This window comes from Klebsiella sp. NPDC088457, assembly GCF_044900465.1.
Lineage (GTDB): Bacteria > Pseudomonadota > Gammaproteobacteria > Enterobacterales > Enterobacteriaceae > Klebsiella.
In genome coordinates, this window is record NZ_JBJDNH010000003.1 from 1 (window position 1) to 13,669 (window position 13,669).

The 13,669-nt window shown below is 53.1% G+C and carries 18 protein-coding genes; 13 read left to right on the forward strand and 5 right to left on the reverse strand.

What is annotated here, in order from left to right; translation table 11 throughout:
* Positions 1-258 precede the first annotated feature (258 nt).
* Positions 259-633 (forward strand): hypothetical protein, encoded by a 375-nt coding sequence (locus ACI2JR_RS03070; RefSeq protein ID WP_462477848.1) that lies wholly within the window; start codon positions 259-261, stop codon positions 631-633.
* Here the strand turns inward: ACI2JR_RS03070 and ACI2JR_RS03075 are convergent.
* Entirely contained in the window at positions 571-909 is a 339-nt protein-coding gene (locus tag ACI2JR_RS03075) for a hypothetical protein (protein ID WP_462477927.1), read from the reverse strand. The two genes, ACI2JR_RS03070 and ACI2JR_RS03075, sit on opposite strands and share 63 nt — an antisense overlap.
* A gap of 469 nt (positions 910-1,378) precedes the next feature.
* Here ACI2JR_RS03075 and ACI2JR_RS03080 point away from each other — a divergent pair, with 469 nt between their 5' ends.
* The 9 genes from ACI2JR_RS03080 to sodB all read left to right on the forward strand — a co-directional run bounded on the left by ACI2JR_RS03080 (position 1,379) and on the right by sodB (position 6,493).
* Positions 1,379-1,669, forward strand: coding sequence for a hypothetical protein (locus ACI2JR_RS03080; protein ID WP_462477849.1), 291 nt, complete (start codon positions 1,379-1,381; stop codon positions 1,667-1,669).
* 23 nt (positions 1,670-1,692) lie between these two features.
* On the forward strand, positions 1,693-1,998 hold the full coding sequence (locus tag ACI2JR_RS03085; RefSeq protein ID WP_462477850.1) for a hypothetical protein: 306 nt from the start codon (positions 1,693-1,695) through the stop codon (positions 1,996-1,998).
* A gap of 14 nt (positions 1,999-2,012) precedes the next feature.
* Positions 2,013-2,459: an ASCH domain-containing protein gene (locus ACI2JR_RS03090; protein ID WP_462477851.1), complete on the forward strand. Its 447-nt coding sequence runs from the start codon at positions 2,013-2,015 to the stop codon at positions 2,457-2,459.
* Complete coding sequence (locus tag ACI2JR_RS03095) at positions 2,456-2,833, forward strand: hypothetical protein (RefSeq protein WP_462477852.1); 378 nt, start codon at positions 2,456-2,458, stop codon at positions 2,831-2,833. The genes ACI2JR_RS03090 and ACI2JR_RS03095 overlap by 4 nt, the downstream gene beginning before the upstream one ends.
* Entirely contained in the window at positions 2,811-3,134 is a 324-nt protein-coding gene (locus tag ACI2JR_RS03100; RefSeq protein ID WP_462477853.1) for a hypothetical protein, read from the forward strand. Before ACI2JR_RS03095 ends, ACI2JR_RS03100 begins: the two co-directional genes overlap by 23 nt.
* A gap of 92 nt (positions 3,135-3,226) precedes the next feature.
* A complete protein-coding gene (locus ACI2JR_RS03105) occupies positions 3,227-3,448 on the forward strand; it encodes an excisionase (RefSeq protein ID WP_076946716.1) in 222 nt (73 codons plus the stop codon).
* Positions 3,426-4,496 carry a tyrosine-type recombinase/integrase gene (locus ACI2JR_RS03110; RefSeq protein WP_462477854.1) on the forward strand — a complete coding sequence of 357 codons (1,071 nt, stop codon included), beginning with the start codon at positions 3,426-3,428 and terminating at the stop codon, positions 4,494-4,496. The genes ACI2JR_RS03105 and ACI2JR_RS03110 overlap by 23 nt, the downstream gene beginning before the upstream one ends.
* 186 nt (positions 4,497-4,682) lie before the next feature.
* On the forward strand, positions 4,683-5,570 hold the full coding sequence (locus ACI2JR_RS03115) for a C40 family peptidase (RefSeq protein WP_462477855.1): 888 nt from the start codon (positions 4,683-4,685) through the stop codon (positions 5,568-5,570).
* A 341-nt stretch (positions 5,571-5,911) separates the two neighbouring features.
* Positions 5,912-6,493: a superoxide dismutase [Fe] gene (gene sodB / locus ACI2JR_RS03120; RefSeq protein ID WP_462477856.1), complete on the forward strand. Its 582-nt coding sequence runs from the start codon at positions 5,912-5,914 to the stop codon at positions 6,491-6,493.
* A gap of 41 nt (positions 6,494-6,534) precedes the next feature.
* Here sodB and ACI2JR_RS03125 read toward each other — a convergent pair whose 3' ends face one another.
* Both ACI2JR_RS03125 and ACI2JR_RS03130 read right to left on the reverse strand, forming a co-directional pair.
* A complete protein-coding gene (locus tag ACI2JR_RS03125) occupies positions 6,535-7,701 on the reverse strand; it encodes an MFS transporter (RefSeq protein WP_132730776.1) in 1,167 nt (388 codons plus the stop codon).
* A gap of 163 nt (positions 7,702-7,864) precedes the next feature.
* Positions 7,865-7,954: a cytochrome bd-I oxidase subunit CydH gene (locus ACI2JR_RS03130; RefSeq protein ID WP_004862736.1), complete on the reverse strand. Its 90-nt coding sequence runs from the start codon at positions 7,952-7,954 to the stop codon at positions 7,865-7,867.
* A 295-nt stretch (positions 7,955-8,249) separates the two neighbouring features.
* Here ACI2JR_RS03130 and purR point away from each other — a divergent pair, with 295 nt between their 5' ends.
* A complete protein-coding gene (gene purR, locus ACI2JR_RS03135) occupies positions 8,250-9,275 on the forward strand; it encodes an HTH-type transcriptional repressor PurR (RefSeq protein ID WP_132730775.1) in 1,026 nt (341 codons plus the stop codon).
* An 18-nt stretch (positions 9,276-9,293) separates the two neighbouring features.
* Here the strand turns inward: purR and punR are convergent, their stop codons facing one another.
* Positions 9,294-10,205 (reverse strand): DNA-binding transcriptional activator PunR, encoded by a 912-nt coding sequence (gene punR / locus ACI2JR_RS03140; RefSeq protein WP_462477857.1) that lies wholly within the window; start codon positions 10,203-10,205, stop codon positions 9,294-9,296.
* Positions 10,206-10,313: 108 nt separating this feature from the next.
* Between punR and punC the strand changes: the two genes are divergently transcribed.
* Together punC and cfa are read left to right on the forward strand one after the other, a co-directional pair.
* Entirely contained in the window at positions 10,314-11,498 is a 1,185-nt protein-coding gene (gene punC, locus ACI2JR_RS03145; RefSeq protein WP_462477858.1) for a purine nucleoside transporter PunC, read from the forward strand.
* A gap of 296 nt (positions 11,499-11,794) precedes the next feature.
* Positions 11,795-12,943 (forward strand): cyclopropane fatty acyl phospholipid synthase, encoded by a 1,149-nt coding sequence (cfa, locus tag ACI2JR_RS03150; RefSeq protein ID WP_132730772.1) that lies wholly within the window; start codon positions 11,795-11,797, stop codon positions 12,941-12,943.
* 63 nt (positions 12,944-13,006) lie between these two features.
* On the opposite strand, the gene ACI2JR_RS03155 is transcribed toward cfa, so the two are convergent.
* Positions 13,007-13,642 (reverse strand): riboflavin synthase subunit alpha, encoded by a 636-nt coding sequence (locus tag ACI2JR_RS03155; protein WP_132730771.1) that lies wholly within the window; start codon positions 13,640-13,642, stop codon positions 13,007-13,009.
* Positions 13,643-13,669: the final 27 nt, after the last annotated feature.

Sequence of the window (13,669 nt, forward strand, 5' to 3'; positions counted from 1 at the left end):
TCCACACATCATCATCAAAATTGACCAGCACTGTATATTCAAACAGTATACATCCTGAAACATACTATTCCAGAAAAAATAATTCCCTTGCGAACCCCACCAACAAAACCCTGGAGAATATTTTTATCAAATCCCTATTGACTGAAATTATTCTCTATCGCATAGTTACCCCATCCAAACACCACTATCAATGCACGGTGGTTGGTCGATGAAACGTTCGGCTACCCGGCCTTAAGGGACAACTAAACGAGGTGACGTATGGAGTTCAAAGATCTCCCCCTGAAGGTTCAGGAAATCGCAGCGCAGTGCCTGGCAGATAAAATCACTGTTATATCGGGGCTTGGGGAGAGTGGCGCCAAAAAAGAGCCCGCCAAGGAGCAGGCCCGTCAGGTGAAAGAAGCTTTCGTTGAGCTTTACGCCTCTCCGGCAGCATCTTCATCTCAATGTGATTGTGCTCAGAAAGGTAAAGGCCAGCAAACCAGTATTAACGTCGCTACCCACATAATTACCCCCCTTCCATGTAAGGGAGACGGCGTGGACCGCGTTTATCACGACACGATGGTTAAGGCGTTAAGAATCGAGCTTGAAAGGCTTAGGAGTCAGATCGCGGTGAATGAAATCGTTGCCAACTAAAGCAGCTGATGGAAGTAAGCAGGCGCTTTGCTCAAATTTACAGACAAAGATGTTTGCATCAACACCAGCACTATTAGCAATAGAGAAAGTTTGCTTAACAATATTATCACAATCCATTGTGCTTTTAAGAATATAGCCCTCTGGAATCAACCTGTAGTCACCGTCGCTATCCTTGGTTGTTTTTTGGTAATGGAAGTTAAGCATTAATTCTTCAAATTTTTTGGCCTGTTCGGCTGTAGCTTCAAATAGGCGAACGTGAATATAAAAATGGTCCATTAAGTTTCCTTGCTGGTTGTGTGAGAACTCCAGCATACCACCGAGCCTGAAGTGGTGAAAAGACAGGCACAAACAACAGGCTTTGCAATGCGGTGAATGCGGCTATGCGCACGCGGCACAGTTAAAGAAATACCACCTTGTTATCCCGGGTGGGGTGGAAAAGAAGCGCCGGCAGTCGTTGTTAACTGGCTACTGTCACCGGGAGGCACCCGGCGTCGCATTGTAAAGCCTGTTCAGATTAACTTCGAATGAGGGTAAGGAGATGATTAGAGAAGAAGAAAGACCAGCATAGCGCCAGTTCTGGAGCAAAGTTATCCCGTTTCTGGTTGCAGTCGTCGTAGTTAGTTTTGCGTGCTGGGGTGGCAAATGAGCAGAAACGGCATTCGTTCACTGGTTATCGTGCTGGCCGCCATGATTGTTATCTGGTCAGCAGTGTGAATAAAAATTCTGCACGTTGCGGGGGTGTTCAATGGTTAATTTTCTGCACAGCCCACTTGTACAGGCATCTCAAAGCAAACTCGCCATCGCTTACTTTATTGGTGATGGGGAAATGTGGTGCCAGGCTATGGCGTCAATGAAGGGTATTTACGAGAAAGAAAGGCACGCAGAAGACAGCATGTTCTGCGGCCGCGCAGAAGCACTGTCAGACCTGAACTTTCGGGACGTCGTTTTAAATTATGACATGTACGGAGATTTAATTTCCGTCGATGCTGACCTGCTTACAGCTCAATATAAAATAAACACTGAAGTTTCTTTTTAATTACTTAAACACCGAATTATTTAATGCCTTACCCGGCAGGGACTTTCACACCCTTAATTAACGCATCGGCATTAAATGGAGATAAAGACATGAAATGCTGTAAATGCTGTTCCAAGCCACTCACTGAAGATAATTCCATTACCTTCATGATTGGTAAATATAAAAAATATCCCGCTTATTTCTGCGCAGGTTCTGACTGCTACAGAAATTTCGTAAGAAAAAATGAAAGTATTGCCGATGTATCACGGCGGCGAGCGAATGAAGCGAAGAAGGTCCCCAAAAAAGCGGCATACCGCCCCTTCTCAAGAACCGGAAACTTCTTCTCATAAATGGCGGTGGAATAATGAAAGCTCTCTCTATACGCCAGCCGTGGGCATGGCTTATCGTCAACGGCTACAAAGATATTGAGAACCGAAATTGGGATACAAAATACCGCGGGCCGGTTCTTATTCACGCCTCCAGCAAACGGCCTACTGTGGCCGAGGTGAAAGAAGCTCGTAGCATTCTGGAGAGGACGAACGGCCGAGAGGTGGCGCTTATGATGCCTTCCGCCAACAACTTCCAGCTGGGCGGCATCGTTGGAGTTGTCCGTATCGACGGCACCACCAGAATCAGTGACTCGCCGTGGTTTTTCGGCCCGGTCGGAATTCAATTGAACTACGCGAAGCCGCTGCGATTCGTACCCATGAAGGGGCGATTGAGCTTTTTCCATACTGGCCTGCGGCCACACGGCGTATTCAATTTCCTTGTTCCTGAAGGCTATCAGGACGCGACGGAGGGGACTTTATGAGCTGCGGATATCAAGGTTATGAATTTGGTGCGCATTACCCGGACAGTCTTTGCTGTGATGGCTACCTGTGGGATTGCGACGCATACGAAGATGGCATGCTGACGAATGGTGGTGACATGCCTTGCCCTGTCTGTAATCGCAAGCAGTGGATGGCCTTCTACCGCGATGAAATCATTGAGTGCGGAATGATGCAGTCAGAGCGAAAGCATGGGCCTAAGACTGTGAAATACGGTGGCTTCCCTGAGCCAGTACGTGGTGATGCAAAGGCTATGCGTACTATTCGTCGCTGGCTGCTGCGTGGGTGGTATCAGGGTAGAAAATATGATGCGGAAGCGCATAAGGAGGCGCGCCATGTGCCAGGCGCTAATTCTTAAATACTCAAACGCCGACCCTGAGCAGATGCTGGGGCAACTTCCGATTGAAGAGGTGATTGATGCGCTGAAGGACCGACTGCGCAATGAAGTGATAGAAGAGGTGCGCTGTGAATTTAAGGACGAAATCGGCCAGCTTGAATATGAGCTGGAAAACAGCACCGACTTTGAAAGCGAGGCGGAATCGTGGGAGTGCGATGCTAATGACCTATATCGCGCTATTGAAAAAGCACTAATGAATGAAGACTGGGAAGATGCAAAGCTCACGTTACAGCGTGCCCTCCAGGATTCCCAAGCAGGCTAATCGAGTTCAAACAATTTGTCAGAAACACTGATTTCCAATAATCAACATTAAGCCGGGACACTGATTATAGTTTCCCGGCCCTGAGGTTACCTATGGCTCTTATTACCTTAAAAGAATGGAATGCTCGGCAGCCACGACCACGCAGCCTTGAGACCGTTCGCCGATGGGTTAGAGAAAGCAAGATTTATCCTGCGCCGAAAAAAGACGGTGTGGAGTATTTATTTCAGGAAACTGCTATTAAGGTTGATCCATCTCAGTCATCAACCAGCAGTCTGTTGCGGAGAATGACTAGTGGGAAGAAAAAGAAACCATGAGAGAAGAGATTTACCCCCTAATCTGTACGTCAGAAACGGTGGCTATTACAGTTATCGCGATCCGCGGGACGGAAAAGAATATGGCCTTGGCAGGGACCGCCGGCTTGCTGTCAGTGAGGCTATTCAGGCAAATATCGAACTGCTTGGAGATGCCGGGCACATCCCTCTTAGTGCAAGAATAAACCAGGAAGATTCAGTTACTTTTCATTCATGGCTGGAACGTTACGAGAAAATAATCACCTCTCGCGGACTGAAACCCAAAACGCTTATAGATTACGCCAGCAAACTAAGGTCAATAAAAGAGCGAATGCAGGACATTCCTATAGCAGAAATAACCACTAAACAAATAGCCATGGTTCTTAATGATTACGCAACCGAAGGAAAACACGCAATGGCAAAGCTGATTAGGTCGACTCTCAGCGATATTTTTAGAGAAGCCATAGCGGAAGGTCATATTACGGTTAACCCCGTTACAGCCACGAGAACCGCTAAATTTGAGGTAAAACGTGCTCGACTGACGGTGGAAGAATACCGGAAGCTTCACCAAGCTGCAGGAACACTCTCGACATGGGTGAATCTGGCAATGGATTTGGCGTTGCTTACCGGGCAGCGCGTCAGTGATTTGTGTGCTATGAGGTGGGAGGATATTCAGGAAGGCTATCTGTACGTTGAGCAGAAAAAGACCGGGGCCAAACTGGCGATACCAGTAGAGCTGAAAATTGATGAGCTGAGCATATCTCTGGAGGGGGTGCTGCAGAAGTGCCGTAAACTGTCAGATGGAAAAACCATCATCTCATCATCCACGGGAAAAAAGCTGACACCGGCAACGGTATCAGGTAATTTCAGGAAAGCCCGTGATCTATCAGGGCTTAATTTCTCTGGTGAGCCACCAAGCTTTCACGAGTTGCGTAGCCTGTCAGCAAGGCTGTATGGAAAACAGGCAGGTGATAGTTTCGCACAACAGTTGCTGGGGCATAAATCAGGCATCATGACTGCTAAATATCGTGATGACCGGGGGCGGGAGTGGAACAGAATAGAAATAGGGTAATGAATTTATTTTGAATGATTTTGAACTAAATAATATAACCCATTGAATCTAAAAAAGAAAAAAATGCATACACTTTAGATACAAAAGAGTATTAACTTTCCGGGTTTTTATGCTTTAGAATCGTTGGGTTTTGTCATTCACCGTCAGGTATGGCCACATATCTGTCATTAATCAGGGGATTGCTCAGTGGCGCGGCTAAACAAAATCGCGATATCGCTCTGTGCATTACTGTTTGCATCTATCTCATTTACACCACTGGCGCATGCTTCAGGGCATACGCACACCTCCGCTACGCCAAAAGGACATCAGGCGAAAGGCACCACCGAACGTAAAAAGAAAGCCAGCGGTCAGAAAACAAAATCCACAGCCAAAACCTCAAGTAAACAAGCCGCTACGGCCTCCCGCACCCGACACCCCACCCGCACGACCGCATCCAGCCAAACGGCGCTGAACCGTCAGGCCGCCGGCGGTACGAAAAAATGCGTCCTGCGTAAAGGCTATAAAAAGCAGTGTGCGAAGCCGCTCAAATCGGGCGCCGAGTCGGCCCAGGTGATGGCCAGCGTCCAGACGCAGTGCGTGGCGCGTAAAGGATACAAAAAGCGCTGTAAAACCGTTACCGTGACCGAAGAACAGCCGCTGACGCTGGCGGATGCGCATAAGGCCCGCGTGCAAAAAGCGCAGAGCACGGCGATGTCGAAGCTGATGGATCAGATTGGCAAACCGTATCGCTGGGGCGGAACCTCGCCGCGAACCGGCTTCGATTGCAGCGGCCTGGTGTACTACGCCTATAAAGATCTGGTGAAAATTCGCATCCCGCGCACGGCTAATGAAATGTATCACCTGCGCGATGCCCGCCCGGTGGATCGCGGCGAACTGCAAAGCGGCGATCTCGTCTTCTTTCGCACCCGTGGCCGCGGCACCGCTGACCACGTTGGCGTCTACGTCGGCAACGGCAAATTTATTCAGTCGCCGCGCACCGGTCGCGATATTCAGATAACCTCGTTAAGCGAAGATTACTGGGTTCGCCACTATGTCGGCGCCCGCCGCGTGATGACGCCGAAAACCATTCGCTAAGCCTCTCCTGCCGCGCCTGCGGCAGGCTATCTGGCGCGAACCCGCCGCCGGCAAAACAGACCGCTCCTGAAAAAAAGCTATATTTCACCGCCGTTAAGCGATGTACGCGCCGCAGATGCCCTTCCTTCCAGCGCGACCTGCCTCTGGTTTCCTCCATCTGACCTGTTCAATATAACCTTTATCGGAGTAAGGCTTTTCACTACCATCGGCAAGTGTTAGCATCCTTGTCACAATAAAAAGCTGTCGCACTCGCCGCGGCGAAGCGCAGTACACGCTGTATCCGGATGGTCATACATCCTTTAAATGTGAGAAGAAAACAAGAAGTTATAAGGAGAGTAACAATGTCGTTCGAATTACCTGCATTACCATATGCAAAAGACGCCCTCGCGCCGCACATTTCCGCCGAAACCCTGGAATACCACTATGGTAAACATCACCAGGCCTATGTCACTAACCTCAATAACCTGATCAAAGGCACCGCGTTTGAAGGCCAATCTTTAGAACAGATCGTGCGTACTTCAGAAGGTGGCGTCTTTAACAACGCCGCTCAGGTCTGGAACCACACGTTTTACTGGAACTGCCTAGCGCCGAATGCCGGCGGTGAGCCGGAAGGTGAACTGGCGGCAGCCATTGCCAAATCTTTCGGCAGCTTTGCCGATTTCAAAGCGCAATTTAGCGATGCGGCAGCGAAGAACTTTGGCGCCGGCTGGACATGGCTGGTAAAAAATGCCGATGGCAGCCTGAGTATTGTCTCCACCAGCAATGCGGGCACGCCGCTGACTGGCGAGGCTACGCCGCTGCTGACCGTGGATGTCTGGGAACACGCTTATTACATCGACTACCGTAACGCCCGCCCAGAGTATCTGGCGCACTTCTGGGCGCTGGTAAACTGGACGTTTGTGGCGGCCAATCTGGCGGCATAAATCGCCTACGCAGAAGGGTTGCCCCTTCTGCGTATCCCCGGTTACTGCCCGGCAAACGCCTCTTCAGGCTGCGAGCGGCCGCCGAACAGCACCAGCAGCAGCGCCACGCCGGCAATAATCGCCCCCATCACCGGGACAAAGGCATAGCCCAGCCCACCGGAAATCACCGCCCCACCGGCAGCCGCGCCCAGCGCATTGCCGAGGTTAAACGCCCCGATATTCACCGAAGAAGAGAGCCCCGGCGCTTCATGAGCGACGCGCATCACGCGCATTTGCAGCGGCGGTACCACGGCAAAGGTCGCCGCTCCCCACACCACCATGCTAATCGCCGCCCCCACCTGGGTTTGCGCCAGCAGCGGAATCGCCAGCATGATAACCATCAGCAGCAGCAGAAAGCCTTTCAGCGTGCCGGAAACGGAACGGTCGGCAAACTTACCGCCCAGGTAGTTGCCCAGCGAGAAGCCGACGCCAATCAGCACCAGCATCGCGGTGACGAACAGCGGCGACGCATGCGTAATGGTATGCAGCACCGGCGAAATATAGGTATAGAGGGTAAACATGGCCCCGGCCCCCAGCACCGTGGTCAGCAGCGCGGAAAGCACCTGCGGACGCATCAGCACGGTGAGCTCCTGTTTAACATTCGGCCGCTCGCCGGCGCTGCCTTTTGGCAGAGAGAACCACAGGCTGGCCATCGCCACCAGACCGAGGCCCGCGGTAGCGAGAAACGACATCCGCCAGCCGATGGTTTCACCCAGCCAGGTTGCCGCCGGAACGCCGCCAATATTGGCGATGGTCAACCCCATAAACATCGTCGCCACCGCGCTGGCCTGCTTGTGTTTTGGCACTACGCTCGCCGCAACCACCGACCCCAGGCCAAAGAAAGCGCCGTGATTAAGGCTGGTGATAATGCGCGAGATCAGCAAGGTCGTGTAATCCGGCGCCATTGAGGAGAGGACGTTGCCGAGAGTAAAGATCGCCATCAGGAAAATCAGCGCATTTCTGCGCGCGCGATGGGAGAGCAGTAAGGTCATCAGCGGCGCGCCGACCATCACGCCAATCGCATACGCGCTGATCAGCATTCCCGCAGCCGGAATAGAGACGTCGACACCTTTGGCAATGACCGGCAGCAGCCCCATCGGGGAAAACTCCGTCGTACCAATACCAAACGCGCCGATCGCCAGCGCTAACAGGGGAAAGTTGATTTTCATTCAATGACTCCAGCAGACCGTCCTCAGCGACGGCATCTCATCAGAAGTCAAAAGCATGACATCAATCACAGAAAAACAAAAGTAAACGGAATGGCAAAAGATTTTTGCAAAATTGATAATAATGGCGGGACGTTGGGGGAAAGAGCGCTCTCCCCCGGCAAAATCAGTGCAGTACCGCCGTCAGCCCGGCGGCAACAATGAGACCCAGAACAATAATCGTTGTGGTCAGCGAAAACTTCAAATCTGTATCCATCAATTTTTCCCCCTGTTATCCCCACATGAAAAGTGAGCTTGCTCATTTTTGCACAATATAGCGTAAAAATCTTCTGAGATTTAGGGTGATGCACATTTTTGCTCTTCCCCTTTGCCGCAAGATCGGACAAAATCCCACGCTAATTTGAAAGCGTATCGGCCATTGACCCCTTCCTGTCGTTCTGTGTCGTTTTCCCGACGTGATGCAATGTTGAACATTGTACTCAGGGTGTGTATAGGCAAACGTTTACGTACCGATAATCAGACGATCAGGTCAAGGTCTGGAGTGAGAAGTAATGGCAACAATTAAAGATGTAGCGAAGCGCGCAAACGTTTCCACTACAACAGTTTCACATGTGATTAACAAAACCCGCTTCGTTGCTGAAGAAACCCGCAACGCGGTCTGGGCGGCGATCAAAGAGCTGCACTACTCCCCCAGTGCGGTTGCGCGCAGTCTGAAGGTTAATCACACCAAATCTATCGGCCTGCTGGCCACCAGCAGCGAAGCGGCCTATTTCGCTGAGATTATCGAAGCCGTAGAGAAAAGCTGCTTCCAGAAAGGCTATACCCTGATTCTGGGCAATGCGTGGAACGATCTTGAAAAGCAGCAGGCCTACCTGTCGATGATGGCGCAAAAGCGCGTCGACGGCCTGCTGGTGATGTGCTCGGAATACCCGGAATCGGTATTGAGCATGCTGGAAGAGTACCGCCACATTCCGATGGTGGTGATGGACTGGGGTGAAGCGAAGGCCGACTTTACCGATTCGGTCATCGATAACGCCTTCGAGGGCGGCTATATGGCTGGCCGCTACCTGGTCGAACGCGGCCACCGTGAAATTGGCGTGATCCCCGGCCCGCTGGAGCGTAATACCGGTGCCGGACGGCTGGCCGGCTTTATGCAAGCCATGAAAGAAGCGCAGATTTCCGTTCCGGAAAGCTGGATTGTTCAGGGAGATTTCGAACCGGAATCCGGCTACCGGGCGATGCAGCAGATCCTCAGCCAGCAGCACCGTCCGACGGCGGTATTCTGCGGCGGCGACATCATGGCGATGGGCGCCATCTGCGCGGCGGACGAAATGGGCCTGCGCGTGCCGCAGGATATTTCGCTGATCGGGTATGATAACGTGCGCAACGCCCGCTATTTCAGCCCGGCATTGACCACCATTCATCAGCCGAAAGATTCTCTCGGCGAAGCCGCCTTCAACATGCTGATGGATCGTATCGTCAACAAGCGCGAAGAGTCGCAGTCGATCGAGGTTCACCCGCGTCTGGTGGAACGCCGCTCGGTCGTTGACGGCCCGTTCGTCGACTACCGCCGCTAACCTTCCCCACGGCGCCGGTTACTCCGGCGCCCGCAGCCACTCGCGGTTCAACGTTTCACTGTCGCCCAGATAATCCAGCAGCCACGCGAGCGCCGGCGAAGTATCGCTTTGCTGCCAGGTCAGGCAGCACGCCGCGTCCGGGAACGGATTTTCCAGCGCCAGCGCGGTCCATTCGCCGCGGTCGATCCACGGACGGGCAAAGTGCGTCGGCACCATCCCGACGCAGAGTCCCGCCGACAGGCAGGTCGCCGACGATTCCCAGTCGGGTACCACCACCCTTTTCTGATTGTCCAGTAGCCAGGTTGTGCGTTTCGGCAACGAGCGGGAGGTATCTTCCCTCACCAGCGACGGCCAGTTGCGCAACATATCATCGCTCAACGGGCCCGTCATCTGCGCCAGCGGATGATGGCTCGCCACCACGCAGTGCCAGCTTAGCATCCCCATATCGCGAAAGGCGTAGCGCCCGCCCACCGGAATCGAGCGGGTCGCACCAATCGCCAGTTCCACGCGTCCGTCGGCCAGCGCGTCCCAGACGCCGTTAAACACCTCCTGAAAAACAATCAGTTCGACATCGGGAAAGTGGCGATAAAAATCGACGATCATCTGCCGCATACGCGCCGGTTTAACAATGTCATCGACGGCGATCGACAGCTGCCCGCGCCAGCCGTTGGCAATCTGCTGACACTGCTGGCGGGTGATCTGCATTTTTTTGATAACAGAACGCCCTTCCTGTAAAAACCAGATCCCGGCCGGGGTGAGTTCAACATCGCGATGGCGACGTTCGAAAAGGGGAACCTTCAGCCACTCTTCGAGCTGGCGTACGGTGTAGCTGACTGCTGAAGGTACGCGATGCAGCTCCTGCGCCGCTGCGCTAAAGCTACCGTTGCGGGCAACAGCATCAACGACTTCGAGTGAGTATTCGGACCACATATTCTGCCTGCAAAATTTTTGAATGCATGTAGCAAATATTAGCGTTTCACAAGCCATTATGCACTCCCTACACTCTGCGGCATCAGACCGCATCTATAAGAGAATGTTATGCAACAACCTGGGAAAGGATTTTTAGTGTGGCTGGCGGGACTCAGCGTGCTGGGTTTCCTCGCCACCGATATGTACCTGCCGGCTTTTTCAGCTATTCAACAAGATCTGAATACCTCAGCGGCATCGGTGAGCGCCAGCTTGAGCTTATTCCTCGCCGGCTTCGCCCACGGCCAGCTGTTCTGGGGGCCGGTTTCCGACCGCTACGGCCGCAAACCGGTTCTGCTGTCCGGGCTGGCGATTTTCGCTATCAGCTGCCTCGGGATGCTGTGGGTGCGTGACGCCACGCTGATGCTGGTCCTGCGCTTTATTCAGGCCATCGGCGTCTGCGCGGCGGCGGTGACCTGGCAGGCGATGGTGACCGACTATTACCCTGCCCAGCGCACTAACCGCATTTTTGCCACCATTATGCCGCTGGTGGGCTTATCTCCGGCGCTGGCGCCGCTGCTCGGCAGCTGGTTACTCACGCACCTCGAATGGCAGGCGATTTTCGCCACCCTGTTCGCTATCGCGGTGCTGCTGATGCTGCCGGCCCTGCGGCTTAAACCGGCGAACAGGCAGCCCGGCGCCACTGCGCAAAAGCTGCCCTTCCTTGCCCTGCTGCGCTCCCGCGAGTACAGCGGTAATGTACTGATTTACGCCGCCTGCTCCGCCAGCTTTTTCGCCTGGCTGACCGGCTCACCGTTTATTCTGCACGAGATGGGCTATGGCCCCACCGCCATTGGCCTGAGCTATGTCCCGCAGACCATCGCCTTTTTAGTTGGCGGCTATGGCTGTCGCGCGGCGCTACAAAAATGGCAGGGAAATCAGCTGCTCCCGTGGCTGCTGGTGATTTTCGCCGTCAGCGTCGCGGCCACCTGGCTGGTTGGCCGACTGGCGGATGTATCAATTGTTGCGTTGATGGTGCCCTTCTGCGTCATGGCGATTGTTAACGGCGGTATTTACCCGATCGTCGTCGCCCAAGCGCTGAAGCCGTTCCCGCAGGCCACCGGCCGCGCCGCGGCGCTGCAGAACACCCTGCAGCTCGGCCTGTGCTTCCTGACCAGTTTGCTGGTTTCCGCGCTGATCGCCACTCCGCTGCTGACCACCACCAGCGTGATGCTGGTCTCGATTGCGCTGGCCGGGATTGGATACCTCATGCAGCGTCATACCGCCTGCCTGACGACGGAGTCGTCGCATGCATAGAATTATTTCACTGATGTTATCGTACAGTAATTAGCCTGCTAATATATTTTTATTGAAAGCCCGATATTAGCGGCCTATACTGGATCCGGCATCACATAAATAGAAAGTTTATTGCACTTAACGGGGGCAGGATGCATCCCGTTTCACCATGGAAGGCCTTTCGGCAAGGGTTATCACCCTTCCTCTGTTCTACGTCGGATAGCAGCTTCACGGATATTCCGTGAGATTTCTCACAAAGCCAAAAAAGCGTCTACGCTGTTTTAAGGTTCTGATCACTTGGGCGTGATGGAGAAGCTATGAGTTCATCGTGTATAGAAGAAGTAAGCGTACCAAACGACGACTGGTACCGAATTGCAGCCGAGTTGCTCGGTCGCGCGGGCATTGAAATTAATGGGCCCGCCCCCTCCGATCTCCGGATTAAAAACCCGCTCTTTTTTAAACGTGTTTTACAGGAAGGGTCTCTGGGGTTAGGTGAAAGTTATATGGACGGCTGGTGGGATTGCGAACGGCTGGATATATTCTTCCATAAAGTGCTTCGCGCCGGACTGGAAAGTCAGCTTCCTCACCATCTGAAAGACACGCTGCGTATCGCGAGCGCACGCCTGTTCAATCTACAAAGTAAAAAACGTGCGTGGATCGTCGGCAAAGAGCACTACGATCTTGGCAACGATCTTTTCAGCCGCATGCTCGACCCCTATATGCAATATTCCTGTGCTTACTGGAAAGATGCGCAAACGCTGGAACAAGCTCAGCAGGCAAAACTCGATCTTATTTGCCGCAAGCTGGAGCTGGAGCCAGGCATGCGGGTGCTGGATATTGGCTGCGGCTGGGGCGGCCTGGCTTATTACATGGCCAAAAATTACCAGGTTAGCGTGGTCGGCGTCACCATTTCTGCAGAACAGCAAAAAATGGCGCAACAGCGCTGCGAAGGGCTAGACGTCACTATTTTGCTGCAGGACTATCGCGACTTAGATGATAGTTTTGACCGTATTGTTTCCGTCGGGATGTTTGAACACGTCGGCCCTAAAAACTATGACACCTACTTTTCGGTGGTCGACCGCAACCTGAGCGCCGATGGCCGTTTCTTACTGCACACCATTGGTTCGAAAAAAACGGACCACAACGTCGATCCATGGATTAATAAATATATCTTCCCTAACGGCTGCTTACCGTCGGTGCGCCAGATTGCGCAGGCCAGCGAATCGCATTTCGTGATGGAGGACTGGCACAACATCGGGGCCGATTACGACACGACGCTGATGGCCTGGTATGAGCGTTTTCTGGCCAGCTGGCCGGAAATCGCCGATAACTACTCGGAACGTTTTAAACGCATGTTCAGTTACTACCTGAATGCCTGCGCAGGCGCTTTTCGTGCGCGGGATATTCAGCTCTGGCAGGTGGTCTTTTCCCGCGGCGCCGAAAATGGACTCCGCGTCGCTCGGTAAAAAAATCCCCCGGTAATACGGGGGATTTTTCTTTTATGCTGCTATGCTGCCGTTAATTCTGCGTTACTCTTCGCTGATTTTTTGCGCCGCTTCTTTCGCCGCCAGCACCCGCTCGACGGTATCCACCACCGCCTGAGTCTGCGGGTCGATCTCGATATTCACCCGGTCGCCGAGTTTTTTCGCCCCCAGCGTCGTGCGCTGGAGCGTTTCCGGGATCAGATGTACGCAGAAACGCGTCGGAGTGACTTCACCTACCGTCAGGCTAATTCCGTCGACGCCAATAAAGCCTTTATACAGAATATATTTCATCAGGGTCGGATCCTGGACCTTAAACCAGATCTGCCGGTTATTTTCCGAGGTCAGGATCTTGACGACTTCCGCGGTGGTCATAATATGCCCGGACATCAGGTGCCCACCGATTTCATCGCTGAACTTGGCCGCGCGCTCCACGTTGACCACGTCGCCTTCCTGCACCGCACCGAGGTTAGTAATACGCAGCGTCTCTTTCATCAGATCAAAACTGATGCGCGGTCCGTCAATTTCGGTAACCGTCAGACAACAGCCATTGTGCGCCACCGATGCCCCGGTTTCGAGGCCTGCGAGCATATGCTCCGGCAGCTCCACCACATGGGTGCGAAAATTGGGTTTTTCATCAATGGACACCACTTTAGCGGTCCCCTGCACAATGCCAGTAAACATGCTTTGCTCCTGTAGACTTTCGTGACG

What these genes read in the sequence shown, in the direction of transcription:
- ACI2JR_RS03070 (WP_462477848.1), top strand. Translation starts at nt 259, where the DNA reads ATGGAGTTCAAAGATCTCCCCCTGAAGGTTCAGGAAATCGCAGCGCAG.
- ACI2JR_RS03075 (WP_462477927.1), bottom strand. Translation starts at nt 909, where the DNA reads ATGGACCATTTTTATATTCACGTTCGCCTATTTGAAGCTACAGCCGAA.
- ACI2JR_RS03080 (WP_462477849.1), top strand. Translation starts at nt 1,379, where the DNA reads ATGGTTAATTTTCTGCACAGCCCACTTGTACAGGCATCTCAAAGCAAA.
- ACI2JR_RS03085 (WP_462477850.1), top strand. Translation starts at nt 1,693, where the DNA reads ATGCCTTACCCGGCAGGGACTTTCACACCCTTAATTAACGCATCGGCA.
- ACI2JR_RS03090 (WP_462477851.1), top strand. Translation starts at nt 2,013, where the DNA reads ATGAAAGCTCTCTCTATACGCCAGCCGTGGGCATGGCTTATCGTCAAC.
- ACI2JR_RS03095 (WP_462477852.1), top strand. Translation starts at nt 2,456, where the DNA reads ATGAGCTGCGGATATCAAGGTTATGAATTTGGTGCGCATTACCCGGAC.
- ACI2JR_RS03100 (WP_462477853.1), top strand. Translation starts at nt 2,811, where the DNA reads ATGTGCCAGGCGCTAATTCTTAAATACTCAAACGCCGACCCTGAGCAG.
- ACI2JR_RS03105 (WP_076946716.1), top strand. Translation starts at nt 3,227, where the DNA reads ATGGCTCTTATTACCTTAAAAGAATGGAATGCTCGGCAGCCACGACCA.
- sodB (WP_462477856.1), top strand. Translation starts at nt 5,912, where the DNA reads ATGTCGTTCGAATTACCTGCATTACCATATGCAAAAGACGCCCTCGCG.
- ACI2JR_RS03125 (WP_132730776.1), bottom strand. Translation starts at nt 7,701, where the DNA reads ATGAAAATCAACTTTCCCCTGTTAGCGCTGGCGATCGGCGCGTTTGGT.
- ACI2JR_RS03130 (WP_004862736.1), bottom strand. Translation starts at nt 7,954, where the DNA reads ATGGATACAGATTTGAAGTTTTCGCTGACCACAACGATTATTGTTCTG.
- purR (WP_132730775.1), top strand. Translation starts at nt 8,250, where the DNA reads ATGGCAACAATTAAAGATGTAGCGAAGCGCGCAAACGTTTCCACTACA.
- punR (WP_462477857.1), bottom strand. Translation starts at nt 10,205, where the DNA reads ATGTGGTCCGAATACTCACTCGAAGTCGTTGATGCTGTTGCCCGCAAC.
- punC (WP_462477858.1), top strand. Translation starts at nt 10,314, where the DNA reads ATGCAACAACCTGGGAAAGGATTTTTAGTGTGGCTGGCGGGACTCAGC.
- cfa (WP_132730772.1), top strand. Translation starts at nt 11,795, where the DNA reads ATGAGTTCATCGTGTATAGAAGAAGTAAGCGTACCAAACGACGACTGG.
- ACI2JR_RS03155 (WP_132730771.1), bottom strand. Translation starts at nt 13,642, where the DNA reads ATGTTTACTGGCATTGTGCAGGGGACCGCTAAAGTGGTGTCCATTGAT.